The sequence below is a fragment of the Ruegeria sp. G2 genome (genome assembly GCF_056533505.1).
In genome coordinates, this window is record NZ_JBQFON010000001.1 from 712,777 (window position 1) to 727,184 (window position 14,408).

15 protein-coding genes and 1 tRNA gene are annotated in these 14,408 nt (G+C 56.9%); 8 read left to right on the plus strand and 8 right to left on the minus strand.

Annotation, left to right across the window (positions count from 1 at the left end):
- The first annotated feature begins 14 nt into the window (after positions 1–14).
- Genes ACR0DU_RS03525 through ACR0DU_RS03535 form a run of 3 tightly spaced genes read left to right on the plus strand, consistent with a single transcriptional unit; the run spans position 15 to position 4,097 of the window.
- Complete coding sequence (locus tag ACR0DU_RS03525) at positions 15–662, plus strand: ABC transporter ATP-binding protein (protein ID WP_319547226.1); 648 nt, start codon at positions 15–17, stop codon at positions 660–662.
- Positions 659–3,073 (plus strand): FtsX-like permease family protein, encoded by a 2,415-nt coding sequence (locus ACR0DU_RS03530; protein WP_480872498.1) that lies wholly within the window; start codon positions 659–661, stop codon positions 3,071–3,073. The genes ACR0DU_RS03525 and ACR0DU_RS03530 overlap by 4 nt, the downstream gene beginning before the upstream one ends.
- The gene (locus ACR0DU_RS03535) at positions 3,063–4,097 is read left to right on the plus strand and encodes a lipocalin-like domain-containing protein (RefSeq protein ID WP_480872499.1); all 1,035 of its coding nucleotides are present in this window, start codon (positions 3,063–3,065) and stop codon (positions 4,095–4,097) included. Before ACR0DU_RS03530 ends, ACR0DU_RS03535 begins: the two co-directional genes overlap by 11 nt.
- A 270-nt stretch (positions 4,098–4,367) precedes the next feature.
- Here the strand turns inward: ACR0DU_RS03535 and ACR0DU_RS03540 are convergent.
- Positions 4,368–4,453, minus strand: a tRNA-Leu gene (locus ACR0DU_RS03540).
- 145 nt (positions 4,454–4,598) lie between these two features.
- Here ACR0DU_RS03540 and ACR0DU_RS03545 point away from each other — a divergent pair.
- Both ACR0DU_RS03545 and ACR0DU_RS03550 read left to right on the plus strand, forming a co-directional pair.
- On the plus strand, positions 4,599–5,177 hold the full coding sequence (locus tag ACR0DU_RS03545) for a YqaA family protein (protein WP_029621823.1): 579 nt from the start codon (positions 4,599–4,601) through the stop codon (positions 5,175–5,177).
- Positions 5,174–5,635 (plus strand): disulfide bond formation protein B, encoded by a 462-nt coding sequence (locus ACR0DU_RS03550; protein ID WP_480454947.1) that lies wholly within the window; start codon positions 5,174–5,176, stop codon positions 5,633–5,635. Before ACR0DU_RS03545 ends, ACR0DU_RS03550 begins: the two co-directional genes overlap by 4 nt.
- Positions 5,636–5,638: 3 nt before the next feature.
- Here the strand turns inward: ACR0DU_RS03550 and ACR0DU_RS03555 are convergent, their stop codons facing one another.
- Positions 5,639–6,226 carry an HNH endonuclease gene (locus ACR0DU_RS03555; protein WP_480872502.1) on the minus strand — a complete coding sequence of 196 codons (588 nt, stop codon included), beginning with the start codon at positions 6,224–6,226 and terminating at the stop codon, positions 5,639–5,641.
- A gap of 212 nt (positions 6,227–6,438) precedes the next feature.
- Between ACR0DU_RS03555 and ACR0DU_RS03560 the strand changes: the two genes are divergently transcribed.
- Both ACR0DU_RS03560 and ACR0DU_RS03565 read left to right on the plus strand, forming a co-directional pair.
- On the plus strand, positions 6,439–7,044 hold the full coding sequence (locus tag ACR0DU_RS03560) for a pseudouridine synthase (RefSeq protein ID WP_480872503.1): 606 nt from the start codon (positions 6,439–6,441) through the stop codon (positions 7,042–7,044).
- A 31-nt stretch (positions 7,045–7,075) separates the two neighbouring features.
- Complete coding sequence (locus tag ACR0DU_RS03565) at positions 7,076–7,501, plus strand: VOC family protein (protein WP_480872504.1); 426 nt, start codon at positions 7,076–7,078, stop codon at positions 7,499–7,501.
- A 4-nt stretch (positions 7,502–7,505) separates the two neighbouring features.
- On the opposite strand, the gene ACR0DU_RS03570 is transcribed toward ACR0DU_RS03565, so the two are convergent.
- From ACR0DU_RS03570 to ACR0DU_RS03580, 3 genes are read right to left on the minus strand one after another with little or no spacing between them, the layout of a single operon-like run.
- On the minus strand, positions 7,506–7,808 hold the full coding sequence (locus tag ACR0DU_RS03570; protein WP_480872505.1) for a putative quinol monooxygenase: 303 nt from the start codon (positions 7,806–7,808) through the stop codon (positions 7,506–7,508).
- Positions 7,809–7,837: 29 nt separating this feature from the next.
- Positions 7,838–8,503, minus strand: a complete 666-nt coding sequence (locus tag ACR0DU_RS03575; RefSeq protein ID WP_010440258.1) for an alpha/beta hydrolase — start codon at positions 8,501–8,503, stop codon at positions 7,838–7,840.
- On the minus strand, positions 8,500–9,132 hold the full coding sequence (locus ACR0DU_RS03580; protein WP_170778500.1) for a DNA-3-methyladenine glycosylase 2 family protein: 633 nt from the start codon (positions 9,130–9,132) through the stop codon (positions 8,500–8,502). Before ACR0DU_RS03580 ends, ACR0DU_RS03575 begins: the two co-directional genes overlap by 4 nt.
- A 98-nt stretch (positions 9,133–9,230) precedes the next feature.
- On the opposite strand from ACR0DU_RS03580, the gene ACR0DU_RS03585 reads away from it, so the two are divergent.
- A complete protein-coding gene (locus ACR0DU_RS03585) occupies positions 9,231–10,457 on the plus strand; it encodes an MFS transporter (protein ID WP_170778499.1) in 1,227 nt (408 codons plus the stop codon).
- Position 10,458: 1 nt separating this feature from the next.
- Here the strand turns inward: ACR0DU_RS03585 and ACR0DU_RS03590 are convergent, their stop codons facing one another.
- Genes ACR0DU_RS03590 through cysS form a run of 3 tightly spaced genes read right to left on the minus strand, consistent with a single transcriptional unit; the run spans position 10,459 to position 14,268 of the window.
- Complete coding sequence (locus tag ACR0DU_RS03590) at positions 10,459–11,235, minus strand: squalene/phytoene synthase family protein (RefSeq protein WP_480872508.1); 777 nt, start codon at positions 11,233–11,235, stop codon at positions 10,459–10,461.
- 1 nt (position 11,236) lies between these two features.
- Positions 11,237–12,871, minus strand: coding sequence for a citramalate synthase (gene cimA, locus ACR0DU_RS03595; RefSeq protein ID WP_480872509.1), 1,635 nt, complete (start codon positions 12,869–12,871; stop codon positions 11,237–11,239).
- Entirely contained in the window at positions 12,868–14,268 is a 1,401-nt protein-coding gene (cysS, locus tag ACR0DU_RS03600; protein ID WP_480872511.1) for a cysteine--tRNA ligase, read from the minus strand. Before cysS ends, cimA begins: the two co-directional genes overlap by 4 nt.
- Between the last annotated feature and the right edge of the window lie 140 nt (positions 14,269–14,408).

Consider the following 14,408-nt stretch of genomic DNA (forward strand, 5'->3'; position numbering starts at 1 on the left):
GAATGAGTGCTCAAATGTTGCTATCGATTGATCACGTCCAAAAATCCTATCCCGGCGGACGTCCGGTCCTGAATGATGTCTCGCTGACCTTGGAACAAGGCCAGACCCTGGCGCTGACCGGGGAAAGCGGCAGCGGCAAAAGCACTTTGCTGCACTTGGTTGCCGCCTTAGATGGGTTCGATGGCGGGGAAATCACTCTGGATGGAAGGCCCATGTCGTCTCTGAATGACATTGAGCGTGCTGCCTTGCGCCGAAATACGCTGTCATTGGTGTTCCAGCAGTTTAATCTGATCCCGTCGCTGACCATCGCTCAAAACCTTTCAATCCACGCGCGGCTTGCTAAACGTGAGGACTCAGAGTGGATCGAGCATCTGACCAAGCGTCTTGGACTGGCCGATCTGCTTAACCGCTACCCTGAACAGCTATCGGGTGGGCAGCAACAGCGCGTGGCCATCGGGCGGGCCATGGCCATCCGGCCGCGATTACTGCTGGCTGATGAACCGACAGGTAATCTGGATGAGACAGCAAGCGCGGTAGTGCTGGATCTGATGCTTTCTTTGGTGGCCGATACAGGGGCCGCCCTCTTGCTGGTCACCCACTCGAACGAGATCGCCAGCAGACTGGACCGTCGTGCCCATCTGACGGGCGGACGGATCGAATGACACGCGCTGCAGTCCAGGCGTTACTGTCCCATTGGCGGGCGCATCCATTGCAGTTGCTGACCCTTCTGACCGGCATCGCGCTGGCAACCTGCCTCTGGTCGGCGGTACAAGCGATCAACGCCGAAGCGCGCGCCAGTTATGAGCGCGCCAGCGCACAGCTTGCCATTGGACAGTTTGACGAGCTGCGCGCGACCGGATCCATGATCCCTCTGTCGCGATATACGGAACTCAGGCGCGCAGGCTGGCAGGTGGCCGCGGTGCTCGAGGGCACACTGCGCGTAAATGGCCGTTCAATACGCCTAATGGGCGTGGATATGGTCGCTTATCCTGCCCTGCCCGCCATTATGCAACTCGAGCAAAGCACCAATGCGCCAGATCCGGCTGATATGCTGACAGCTCCGGGACGGCTCCTGATGTCGCCTCAACTTTCGCAGGTATTTCAATCCGCTGACCGATTTCCACCAATTCTTACCAGCGGCGCGCTACCGCCTGATCTGGTCCTCACAGATATCGGAGTAGCCGAGCAACTGCTCAACCGCCCCAATCAAATATCCCGACTGATAATTTTGCCGGATCAGCCTCGCAAATTGCCACCTCTGTCGGAAATCGCACCTGAACTGCAGCGTATTGCACCATCTTCACAATTGGATACCACCCAACTCACCGACAGTTTTCACTTGAACCTGACTGCTTTTGGTCTGCTGTCATTCGCAGTTGGTTTGTTCATCGTCCACGGTACCGTCGGCCTAGCTTTCGCGCAGAGGCGCGGCGCAATCCGAACATTGCGAGCCCTGGGTCTTCCAATGCGGAACCTGATCGGGATTGTTCTGGGTGAACTTTTGTTGCTGGCTCTGATCGGAGGCCTATTCGGGCTTGTGCTGGGATATTTCCTGGCCGGCGCGCTTCTTCCAGACGTTGCTTCTACCTTACGCGGCCTCTACGGAGCACCAATCGACGGGCAAATGTCACTGCGTCCTGAATGGGTCGCCGCAGGTCTTGCCATGGCAACAGGTGGCACTCTGGCTGCAAGCGGGCAAGCGCTCTGGCGGCTTTCCCGCATGCCCATACTCGCCGGACCCGGCTTGCAGGCCTGGGGAGGTGGAAAGATATCTGCCTGGATTTCTGGCGGATTCGGATTTGCTTTGATTGCTTTGGGTATCATTGCCTACTTTACTTTCGGCGGACTTATTGCCGGATTTGCACTGCTCGCCGGGTTACTGACTGGGGCTGCATTGGTACTGCCACTCTTCATTTCAGCTGTGTTGGGCCTGTTGATCCAAAAGGCCAAAACGCCGGTCACACAATGGGTTCTTGCCGATATGCGCGCGCAACTGCCCGGGCTTTCCTTGGCGCTAATGGCCCTGTTGCTGGCGCTGGCGGCAAATATCGGAGTTGGAACCATGGTTTCCAGTTTCCGCCTGACTTTCACCGGATGGCTGGATCAACGTCTAACTTCGGAGCTTTACGTGACCGCTGCGGATGAAACCCAAACTGAGGCGATTACCCAATGGCTTACACCAAGAACTTCAGCAATCCTTCCGATCCGCAGTACAGAGATAACGCACGAAACCGGACCGCTTTTCCTGTATGGAATCGTTGATCACCAAAGCTATCGCCGAAACTGGCCCTTAATCGCCAAAGAACCTGATGTCTGGGACAGCGTCCTGAACCGGGGCGCAATCCTGATCAACGAACAACTTGCCCGCCGTGCGAATTTGTGGCCGGGAGATACGGTCGCGATCACGCCAGAGCACGTTCTGACCATAAGTGGGGTCTATTCCGACTACGGGAACCCAACCGGACAGGCGATCGTATCAATGCCAATGCTGGATCGGATAGCTCCGGATACGGAAACCCGGCGCTTTGGAATCCGCATTGCGCCAGAGAAAGCCACGGAGTTGGCGCAGGCGTTGCGTGCCCAGTTTGAACTGTCGCCCACGGCCGTGGTGCAACAAGCTGCCATGAAGGCCCGGTCGCTTGCTATCTTTGAGAAAACCTTTGTCATCACCTCAGCCCTGAACGTGCTGACCTTAGGCGTCGCAGGATTTGCGATCTTGACCAGTTTGCTGACGTTGTGGACCCAACGCTTGCCTCAGGTCGCGCCGGTTTGGGCGTTGGGCCTGACACGTTCGAAACTTGCCCAGCTGGAACTTTTGCGCAGCGCCCTGCTTGCTGCTTTAACTGCCTGTCTGGCTTTGCCACTCGGGCTGATACTGGCCTGGGTATTGTTGGCCGTGATCAACGTACAGGCATTCGGGTGGCGTCTGCCTATGCATCTGTTTCCGGGTGATTGGCTGGCGCTGTTTCTGCTGACATTGATTGCCGCAACCCTTGCCGCTGCTTGGCCTGCCTGGCGATTGCTCCGCCTGCCACCTGCGGCTTTGCTACAGGTTTTTGCCAATGAACGTTAGAGCTTTCTTCCTATTCTTAATGTTCCCTATAGCTAGTTGGGCACAAGGCTATGCCGGACTGGGAGGTATTGCCGAAGGTTTTGCGCGGCCTGAAGCAGGTTACCAATTCCAGTTCCCGAAAGATCACGGCCCGCACCCTTCTTACCGGATTGAGTGGTGGTATCTGACTGCGAATCTCAAAGACGCAGAAGGCAATGACTATGGTGTTCAATGGACTTTATTCCGGTCGGCCCTGAAACCTACTGAGTCAGAGGGCTGGCAGAGCCCTCAGATCTGGATGGGTCACGCAGCCGTAACAACATCAGACACGCACTATTTCGCGGAACGGCTATCCCGTGGAGGTATCGGACAGGCCGGTGTCACCGCCCAACCTTTCGAAGCCTGGATCGACGAGTGGCACCTGCGTGGAGGCGATTTGACCCAATTGAGTCTAAGTGCGTCGGGATCAGATTTTGGTTACGACCTAAGCCTACAAGCGCAAGGCCCATTGGTGTTCCACGGCGACAGGGGTTATTCCGTGAAATCTGCCGATGGGCAGGCCAGCTACTACTATTCACAGCCAATCTACACAGTAGAAGGTATCCTTCACCTACCAAATCAAGACATCGAAGTGACTGGACAGGGCTGGCTGGACCGCGAATGGTCCTCGCAACCATTGGCCGAAGATCAAAGCGGTTGGGACTGGTTTTCGCTCAGCTTTGACAACGGCGACAAATTGATGGCGTTTCGCCTGCGTGGGGAACGTGGGGATTTCACAGCTGCCACATGGATCGAGGCGGATGGGCAAACAACATCTCTGCCGGACGGATCGGTACTATTGACACCACTAGAAACAAACCACGTCGCTCAACGCGATATACCTACCAGATGGCAAATATCACTACCTGAGAAAGGTATTGATGTAGTTGCATCGGCCCTAACGCCCAAAGCCTGGATGGGGACTCGGTTCGAGTATTGGGAAGGCCCCGTCACGATATCTGGCAGCCATTTAGGGCGGGGGTATCTGGAAATGACCGGGTACTGAATATGAACCGACCACCCTTGAAGATCTGTTGAGATGCCCATGGAGAGCATTCGATACTCAAACCAATACGACGAATACCAAACAAATAAGATATTTACAGAATACTCAAAAGATTCAATTTTTCTGAACGTCTATTCGATCACCGAATAATTTATCTTGATATCGCCAATTTACCGACTAGCGCAGGATTGCGAGGTTTCTCTGTGACAAAACAAAATCGCCAAAAAGAAAAAACAGCAGGCCGGTTCCCCTAACCTACTGTTTTTACTTTGGTACCCAAGGCCGGACTCGAACCGGCACGGTATCACTACCGGGGGATTTTGAATCCCCTGCGTCTACCATTCCGCCACTTGGGCCACGAACAATGGATTAGCGCTCATGCGCAGGAAGGTCCAGAGGCAAAAAACAACCAGAGCATCGATTGTTTCGGCGACGGAGGTTGACGGTCAGGCAGGTGCGTGGTTTGCCTTGCAACAACAGTTATCAGGACAACAGTTCTTTATGTTACGACCACTTTATGACTGGACCCTTCGTCTGGCCGAACATCCTCATGCGCTGTGGGCGCTGGCCATTGTGGCCTTTGTTGAAAGTTCTTTCTTTCCGATCCCACCCGACGTCCTGATGATTCCGATGATCATCGCGAGACCATCGCGCGCCTGGCTGATCGCCACCGTTGCCTTGGTGGCATCTGTGCTGGGCGGAATGCTGGGTTACGCCATCGGGGCATTCTTCTACGAGAGCCTCGGGCAGCCAATTCTCGAAGCCATGGGCAAGGCCCACGCGATGGAAGAATTTAACACCCGCTTCAACGATTTCGGTTTCTGGGCCGTGCTCGCAGCCGGGGTAACTCCGTTCCCCTATAAGGTCATCACAATCATGTCCGGTTGGACCGGGATGCCGCTGGGGACTTTCATTGCCACTTCGATTCTGGCACGCGCATTGCGGTTCTTCCTTGTTGCCGGACTGCTGTGGAAATTTGGTGAGCCAATCCGCGATTTCATCGAAAAGCGGTTGGGTCTGATGTTCACCTTGTTCATCGTGCTGCTGTTTGGTGGCTTCCTTATTGTGAAATACCTATGACCAAGAAAACGCTCATACTTATTGCAACCACAGGTTCGGCCGCCCTATTGCTAGGTGCTTGGGGATTTCAATACATCGGCGGGTTGGCGCCGTGCAAAATGTGCATCTGGCAACGCTATCCGCACGGCGCGGCGATCGTTCTGGGTGTGCTTGCTTTCGCCTTTCCGGGCATTCGACCATTGCCCCTGTTGGGAGCCCTTGCGGCAGCCACAACCGCAGGGGTTGGATTCTATCATGCGGGTGTCGAACAAGGCTGGTGGGAAGGCCCATCAACATGCACTTCTGGTGATATTGGAGGCCTCAGCGCCGAAGAGCTGATGAACCAGATCATGTCCGCCCCATTAGCGCGCTGTGATGAAATTCCATGGGAAATGTTCGGGATATCAATGGCCGGATGGAATGGATTGATCTCGGCGGGTCTGGTCCTGGTCTGGATCGCAGCTTGGCGCGTGCGTTAGGTGTTATTGCTGATCCAATTCGGCATCCCAGTATAGAAAATCAATCCAGCTATCATGCAGATGGTTAGGTGGAAACTTACGGCCAATATTTCTAAGAGCTTCAGCGCCCGGCTGACGCGGCGGTTTGCTCAGAGACATTCTGGCCTGCCGAAGCGACTTTGACCCCTTACGCAGATTGCATGGGCTGCAGGCTGCCACGACGTTCTGCCAACTGGTCACACCTCCGGCAGCGCGCGGGACGACGTGATCGAAGGTCAGTTCTCCGCGGCTTCCGCAGTACTGGCATTTGAATTCGTCCCTCAAAAATAAATTAAAGCGCGTGAAGGCCACGCGCTTTCTGGGTTTTACATAATCTTTCAGGACAACAACCGAAGGTATTCGAATTTCGGTGCTCGGGCTTCGGACGACCTCGTCGTACTCGGCCACAATATCCACCCTGTCCAACCAGGCCGCCTTGATCGCCTCTTGCCAGGGCCACAGGGATAACGGGTAATACGACAGCGGGCGATAATCGGCGTTCAGAACCAATGCCGGATGATGCTTTAGCGCACCGGGTTCCCTGACAAATTCGGTCCTGAAGTCTCCGTCCATAACAGAATCGCTCCTCGCTCTGTACTGCCCGTTTGTGACATCAGAGCGGGGAACACCCGCCCCGGCCTTAACTTAACTATATATCGTGTTAAAACTCTGACAAGTCCCGATTTTACACAACATCTCGAGTAATGCTTAGGCTGATTCCGTAACAGTTAGGTAACATTTATCCACAGGTTGCGCTGCCGTGGTCTGGGCGGTATGGCGGGGGCATGTCTTGGTTTATCCGCTTTAACAAACCTTATGATGTGTTGCCGCAGTTCACAGACCGCGCCAATGTGGATTCACCTCGCAACACGCTGTCGGATTTCATCGATCTGCCCGGCGTCTATCCTGCCGGGCGTTTGGATCGGGACAGCGAGGGTTTGATGCTGCTGACCGACAATGGGAAGTTGCAAGCACAGATATCCGATCCCAAGCACAAGATGGCCAAGACCTACTGGGTTCAGGTCGAGGGTATCCCGGATGGGACCGTGCTGAAGGCACTGCGCGATGGGGTTGAGCTAAAGGACGGGCTGACACGCCCTGCCAAGGCCCGTCTGATTGACGAGCCCGAAGGCTTATGGCCGCGAAACCCGCCAATACGCGCCCGCCAGACCGTACCGGACAGTTGGGTCGAACTGACCATACGCGAGGGTCGCAATCGTCAGGTTCGCCGGATGACCGCAGCAGTCGGGCATCCAACCCTGCGCCTGATCCGTGCACGGATCGGCGACTGGTTTTTGGACGGCCTTGACCCCGGTCAGTGGGATAGCCTGCCGATGCCTTCAATAAGTGCAGCGCCAGCACGCAAACGCGACCGACGTCCGCGTCGATGACAAAAACTGCGTGATGTGATATACTTACGGCATGAAAGTCACACCAGACATTCCTGCCCCGTCGGCGATCCTTGAAGCCGCACTTTATGTCGACGATCTAGACGCGGCCGAGGATTTCTACGGTCAAATACTGGGCCTCGAAAAGATTCAGCGCGCAAACAACCGCCATGTCTTCTATCGGATCGGCGGGTCAGTCCTGTTGTTGTTCATTGCCGACGAGACCGAGAAACCGCCGAGCAACCCGGAACTTCCGGTCCCACCACATGGCGCTCGCGGCCCCGGTCACGTATGTCTTGTCCTCACCCGCGACGAGATCGCAGTGATGCGCAAGCACCTGTTGGACTGGAACATCCCTATCGACGCCGAATTTGACTGGCCCAATGGGGCCTTGTCGCTGTATGTGCGAGACCCGGCGGGCAATTCGGTCGAGTTCTCAGAAGGTTGGTTGTGGGACTGACCGGCTAGCGCAGCGGCTGCTTTTCGCCTCCGATCACGCGGTAGATCTCGCTTGAGGTCACGCCGACCTCACCCAATTCAGCCTGAAACGCGGCCATATGCGGGGTCGCAAAGTGGGCTTCCAGCGCAGTCTGATCCTGCCACTCTTCATAAACCCGAAACCGGCTCGCATGGCCCAGAACTTGGCTGAACTCATAGATCATGCATCCTGGCTCTTTCAGGGTTTCCGCGACCATTTTCTGCGCAGCAACCGAGGCTTTTTCGACGCCTGCTTCGGCAACTTCCACAATACCTGTCACGATCAGCATCAAATGCTCCTTTAGTAGACGCCCAGAGATCAGAGGCTGAGCTTATCCCGCATGAAGGCCAGTGCAACACTCAAGCCATCCGGAGCGATCCCGTGGCCGGTGCCTTTCATCACATGGGCGTAGACCTCCTTGAAACCAGCGGCCTGCAACGCCTCAGCCGCCTCAGGCAGCGATTGCGGCGGCACCACATCATCGGCATCGCCATGCACCAGCAGCACCGGCATCCGACTGACGGTTTCGTCCGGCAACAAGTCAGGTTCCAACAACCGACCCGAGAACGCGACAATTCCGGCCACAGGATCTTCACGGCGCGGGGCGACATACAGGCTCATCATCGTACCCTGGCTGAAACCGAATAGCACAACCTGTTCGGGCAGGACATCCTCGTCAACCATCAGCGCGTCGAGGAACGCGTTGAAATCCTCGACGGCCATTTCCATACCACGGCGGGCCTCTTCTTCGGACGAGCCATCAATCCACGGAATCGGAAACCATTGAAACCCATTGGGCATACCTGGGATCTGTTCCGGCGCGTCGGGTGACACGAAAAGCGTATCCGGCAAATGTTCCCCCAGCGGATCGGCCAGCCCCAAAAGGTCAGCCCCATTGGCGCCATAACCATGAACGAACACAACGACCGAGCGTGTATCCCCCGAAACCGGCTCTTTTCGGAGCGCATTCAAAACTCGTGTCATCTGATCCCTTCTCTGTCTTTTGCGACCCGGTAATAGGCCCACAGCACCCGGGCCGCAACCGATCGCCAGGGCGACCATGCTTCAGCCATCTGGCGTAACTCTTTGTCTTTTGGTCGTTCTGGCAGGTCGTAAAGAATTCGAGCCGCTTCCTGCAACGCCAGATCACCCGGCGCAATCACGTCAGCGCGACCAAGCGAAAACATGGCATAAATCTCGGCGGTCCAGACACCGATTCCCGGTACCTCGGTCAGAATTGCGACCACCTCGTCATCCGGGGCATCACGAAGTGCTTTGTAGTCGATCCGCGCTTCGGCCAAGGCTCGGGCATAACGGATTTTCTGACGGCTGAGACCCACCGCCCGCAGATCATCATCCGTGGCCCAAATGATCTTGCGCGGGCCGGTCAGTTTTGCGTCCTGCAACCGCTTCCAGATCGCGTTTGCCGAGGCCACGCTGACCTGTTGGCTGACAATGGCGCTGAGCAGTTGGGCAAACCCGTCAGGCTTGCGCCTGAGCGGCAGAGGGCCGGTTTGCTCCATCGCATAGGCCATACGGGGGCAGGTCCCTGCCAGCCATTCGGCCCCTTCACTCACGCAGTCCGGGGTTTCGATGATGCGTCCGACGGACATGCGCTCTCCGATAAGTGATCCTCGTCCGCACGTTAGGCGGATGTGCCGCATATGCAAGCCGCTTGTGCCTAGTCTCAATCGTAGATAACCATTCGCCCATGACAATGATCACTGCCACCCCCGACGACAGTCAGGCCAAACGAAACGTCGCCGTTCTGGTGGCGGCCCAGGCGATCTTGGGTGCGCAGATGCCGATCATGTTCATTGTCGGCGGATTGGCCGGGCAATCGTTGGCCAGCAACGCCTGCCTCGCGACGCTACCGATTTCACTGATCGTTCTGGGTTCGATGCTGGCGGCCACGCCGATCTCGGCCATCATGCAACGCTGGGGACGCCGCGCAGGGTTCCTTGTAGGCTCCACAGCGGGTGCTACCGGTGGCATTATTGGGGCTTACGGCCTCTATCTCGGCTCATTCCCTGTGTTCCTTGTTGGCAGCTTCCTGACCGGCATCTATATGAGCGCACATGGCTTCTATCGCTTTGCGGCAGCCGACACCGCTTCTGATGCGTTCCGGCCCAAGGCAATTTCTTACGTCATGGCCGGGGGGCTCGCGGCGGCCATCATTGGCCCACAGATCGTAAAACTGACCTCGCAAGCCTATGTGATCCCGTTTCTGGGCACTTATTTGGCTGTGATTGCAATCAACGTACTGGGTTCTGCCCTTTTCTTCTTTCTTGATATTCCCACTCCACCCAAGCCCACCGAGGATGAACCCAAGGGCCGCACGCGGCTGGAGCTGCTGAAAACCCCGCGCATCGCTGTGGCGATCATCTGCGCGATGGTCTCCTACGCGTTGATGAACCTTGTGATGACATCGACACCTTTGGCCGTTGTCGGATGCGGATATACTGAAGGCGATGCGGCAGATATCGTAACCAGCCACGTACTGGCGATGTATATCCCCAGCTTTTTCACCGGCCACCTAATTACAAGATTTGGCGTTGAAAAGATCGTGGCCCTCGGTCTGGCCATCCTCGGCGGCGCGGGCCTTGTTGCCCTGCAGGGTGTAGATCTGGGTAACTTTTTCGTCGCCCTCATCCTGCTGGGCATCGGCTGGAACTTTGGTTTCATCGGCGCCACCAGCATGCTCGCCGACTCGCACGAAGTGCACGAGCGCGGGCGGATGCAGGGCCTGAACGACCTTATGGTCTTTGGCGGCGTCACCTTTGCGTCGTTGGCGTCGGGTGGGCTGATGAATTGCTCGGGCGGCTCAGCGGTCGAGGGCTGGACAGCCGTGAATTTAGCAATGATCCCGCTGCTGACACTGGCAGGAGGCGCGCTGTTGTGGCTGGTGCTAAGGCCGTCAGACCCTCAAACGGCCTGACTTACCAGCGCCCTGTCGCGGCTGTCTTCATCAAGGAGAACCGACGGCGAATTTCGCCTTGCGCTAAGGCACCCGCAGCCACACGTTCTGGCCGTTCCAAGGCCGCCTGCAGCACCCATTCTGTCTGCCACCCTGCAAAGAGTGCAGGCCGTGCTGCCGCCGATATTTCGCCACGTGCAGATCGCGCACGCGCCAGCCGGTCCAACGCTTTCTGCGCCAAAGCCCGAACACCATCCTGTGTGCCGTCTAACAATGGGATACGACCTCGCGACTCGAGCTCGGGAATAGCACGCATCCAATTCGCAATCCCGGCCGCATAACCAAAATTTCGAAGAACAGTCTCATCCGACGCACCCAAAACCTGCGCCGACACCACCATCAACGATCCGGCGCTGTGGTCGATATAGGAGTCAAAATGCTCCTCATCCTCAAACGGATCGCGGTATATATCCCAACGCCTTACGGCGACATATTCATCCAATTGCGCCGCCAGATGCGGTGAGAGAATACGCGACAACGGCGTGACAACTTCGTGCCGACGAACGGATGGACCTTCGGCAACTTCCTGCAAGGCATCGCGCCACCATTGCAGCCGCATCTCAGCGATCATGCTCTCCTGTGTCACCCACGGGGCGCGGGCCACTTCGACGTTCAGCGCATAGATCGGGAACAGGACAGCCCGTGCCTCGACCGGTGCGGCCATGGCCGCCATAAAGCGATCAGGATCGGCCCGATGCACCAGTTCTGCACAAGCCTTGATGTCGTCGTCGAACTCCACCTTATTCGGCTGCCGCGGACTGCGGGGCGCAATCGTTCACCAGTTTCCACTGGATCGCGTCCAATAGCGCCTCGAACGAGGCATCGATTATGTTCGCGCTGACACCGACAGTGGACCAGCGCCGTCCCTGTCCGTCTTCGCTATCGATGATCACGCGGGTCACCGCCTCGGTCCCACCTTGAGTGATGCGCACCTTGAAGTCGACCAGCCGCATATCCGAAAGTATCTGCGAATAATGCCCCAAATCCTTGGCCAGAGCTTTGGCGAGCGCGTTCACCGGGCCGCGATCACTGCCGCTTTCATCCAGCGACTCACTGACCGATAGCTTCTTCTCGCCATCCACTTTCACAACAACAACCGCCTCTGACAGGCTGACCATCTTGTTGTATTTATTCTTGCGGCGCTCAACGGTCACCTTGTAGCGCTTGACCTCAAAGAACTCGGGCAACTGCCCCAGCTCATCCCGCGCCAACAGCTCGAAACTGGCCTGCGCGGTGTCATAGGAATAGCCCTCGGCCTCGCGCAGTTTGATTCGCTCAAGGATGTGTCCCAATGCCGGATCACCCGCTTCAACGGCCAATCCCGCATCGGTCAGACGTTTGCGCAGATTCGATTGCCCAGCCTGGTTCGACATCGGAATGATGCGCGCATTGCCGACGCTTGCAGGATCGATATGCTCATAGGTCGTCGGATCCTTGAGGATCGCGCTGGCATGCAGCCCGGCCTTATGTGCGAACGCCGACGCGCCGACATAGGCGCTCTGCTTGCTGGGCACGCGGTTCAGGATGTCATCCAACATGCGGCTGATCCGGGTCAGCCCAGCCAAAGCCTCGGGCTTCACGTTAACCTCATAGCGTGAAGCATAGGGTTCTTTCATCATCAGTGTCGGAATCAAAGCGGTCAGGTTGGCGTTGCCGCAACGCTCTCCCAACCCGTTCAGAGTGCCCTGAATCTGCCGCGCACCCGCGTCGACGGCAGCCAGAGAACAGGCCACTGCGTTTTCGGTATCATTGTGGGTGTGAATGCCCAATCGGTCCCCCGGCAGACCGGCCGCAATCACCTCAGACACGATCCGCCCGACCTCGGCGGGCAACGCGCCGCCATTGGTATCGCACAAGACGACCCACCGTGCACCGGCGTCAAGCGCTGCACGACAGACCTCAACCGCATATTCCGGGTTGTCCTTATAGCCATCAAAGAAATGTTCGGCATCGAACAAGGCCTCACGCCCCTGCGCCACGATATGCGCGACCGAAGCCCTTACGTTCTCAGTGTTTTCCTCCAACGAGATGCCTAGCGCATGAGTCACATGGTAATCATGTGACTTTCCCACCAGACAAACGGCTGGCGTTCCGGCATTCATGACGGCCGCCAAAACGTCATCATTCTCTGCCGACCGACCAGAGCGTTTGGTCATCCCAAACGCGGTCATACGGGCCGAGGTCTTGGGAACACTCTCAAAAAACGCACTGTCGGTCGGGTTCGCCCCAGGCCAACCCCCTTCGATATAGTCGAGACCAAGCCCATCCAATGCCTGCGCGATCTGAACCTTCTCGGCAGTCGAGAACTGTACGCCCTGCGTCTGCTGCCCGTCGCGCAAGGTGGTGTCGTAGAGATAAAGGCGTTCCTTGGTCATTCGACCCCCTCCAGCTTGGTGGCATCGAACCCGGCGCCGGGTACCAACTCCACACCATCCTTGCTCATCCGAACCTCAAGCCCTGCAGCGATATATGCTGCCTTAAGACGATCAACCTCAGAGAAATCCTTGCTCTGCATCGCAAACGCCCTCGCATGGGCAAGTTTTTCGGCGTGGGAAGATAGGTCGATCGAAGCACATTCTGCCCAAGAACCCATCTCGTCGACCAACAGCCCGACCACCTGAGCACTTGCCAACAGTAATGCGGCCTCTCCCTCGGCCGCGAGCCGATGAAGTTCCGCAATGGCACCTGCCGTGTTCAAATCATCCGCAAGCGCATCGATGACTGCAGGTGTCGCGGTGGTTGCGGGCTCGATGCCCGCCGTCAGCGCCCGCCACTTGCGTAACGTCGCCTCGGCCTCACGCGCCTTCTTCTCGGTCCAGTCCATTGGCTTACGATAATGTGTCTGAAGGAATACAAACCGGATCACTTCACCAGGCACACCTTGCTCCAACAGATCATGCACGGTGAAGAAATTGCCCAGCGACTTGGACATCTTCTTGCCCTCGACCTGCAGCATCTCATTATGCATCCAAACGCGGGCGAATTCACCATGCGGATGGGCGCATTTGCTCTGAGCAATCTCATTTTCATGATGCGGGAACATCAGATCGTTGCCGCCGCCATGAATATCAAAGCTCTCGCCCAACAGCTCATAGCTCATAGCCGAGCATTCAATATGCCAACCCGGACGCCCGCGTCCCCAAGGACTGTCCCAGCCAGGCAACTCATCGGTCGAAGGCTTCCACAGCACGAAATCCATCGGGTTTTTCTTGTAAGGCGCGACTTCAACCCGCGCACCGGCAATCATGTCATCGACCGAGCGGCCAGACAGCCTACCATAGTCTTCTTTCCAACTGTCCACCGCAAACAGGACATGACTCTCGGCAGCATAGGCATGCCCTTTGGCAATCAGGTCCTCAATCATTGCGACCATCTGCGCGATATATTCCGTGGCGCGCGGCATTGCATTCGGCTCCATCGCCCCAAGCGCGCCCATATCATGCAAGTACCAGCCTATGGTCTCGTCCGAGCGCTCCTGAACCAACTGCTCCAGCGTACCTTCTGCTCCGGCCTGTTTGCGCGCCAAAGCAGTGGCGTTGATCTTGTCGTCCACATCGGTGAAATTGCGCACATAGGTCACGTGATCCGCACCATAAGCGTGCCGCAGCAAACGATAGAGCACGTCGAACACCACCACGGGCCGCGCATTCCCAAGATGGGCGCGGTCATAAACCGTCGGACCACAGACATACATCCGCACATTGCTTGGATCGATCGGCACGAAATCCTCTTTCGTCCGTGTCCTTGTGTTGTGCAGTTTGATCGTCGTCATCGGGTCGTGCTCCTGAAACAGCATGTTCGTCACGCGTTGGCGCGGGCTTAGCAACTTGTCTCAGGGATGAAAACGAAAGAAACCGGCCCGCTTGTTAAATCAGCAGGTAATGCAGCAAATAATGATGCAGGTTTTCTGGT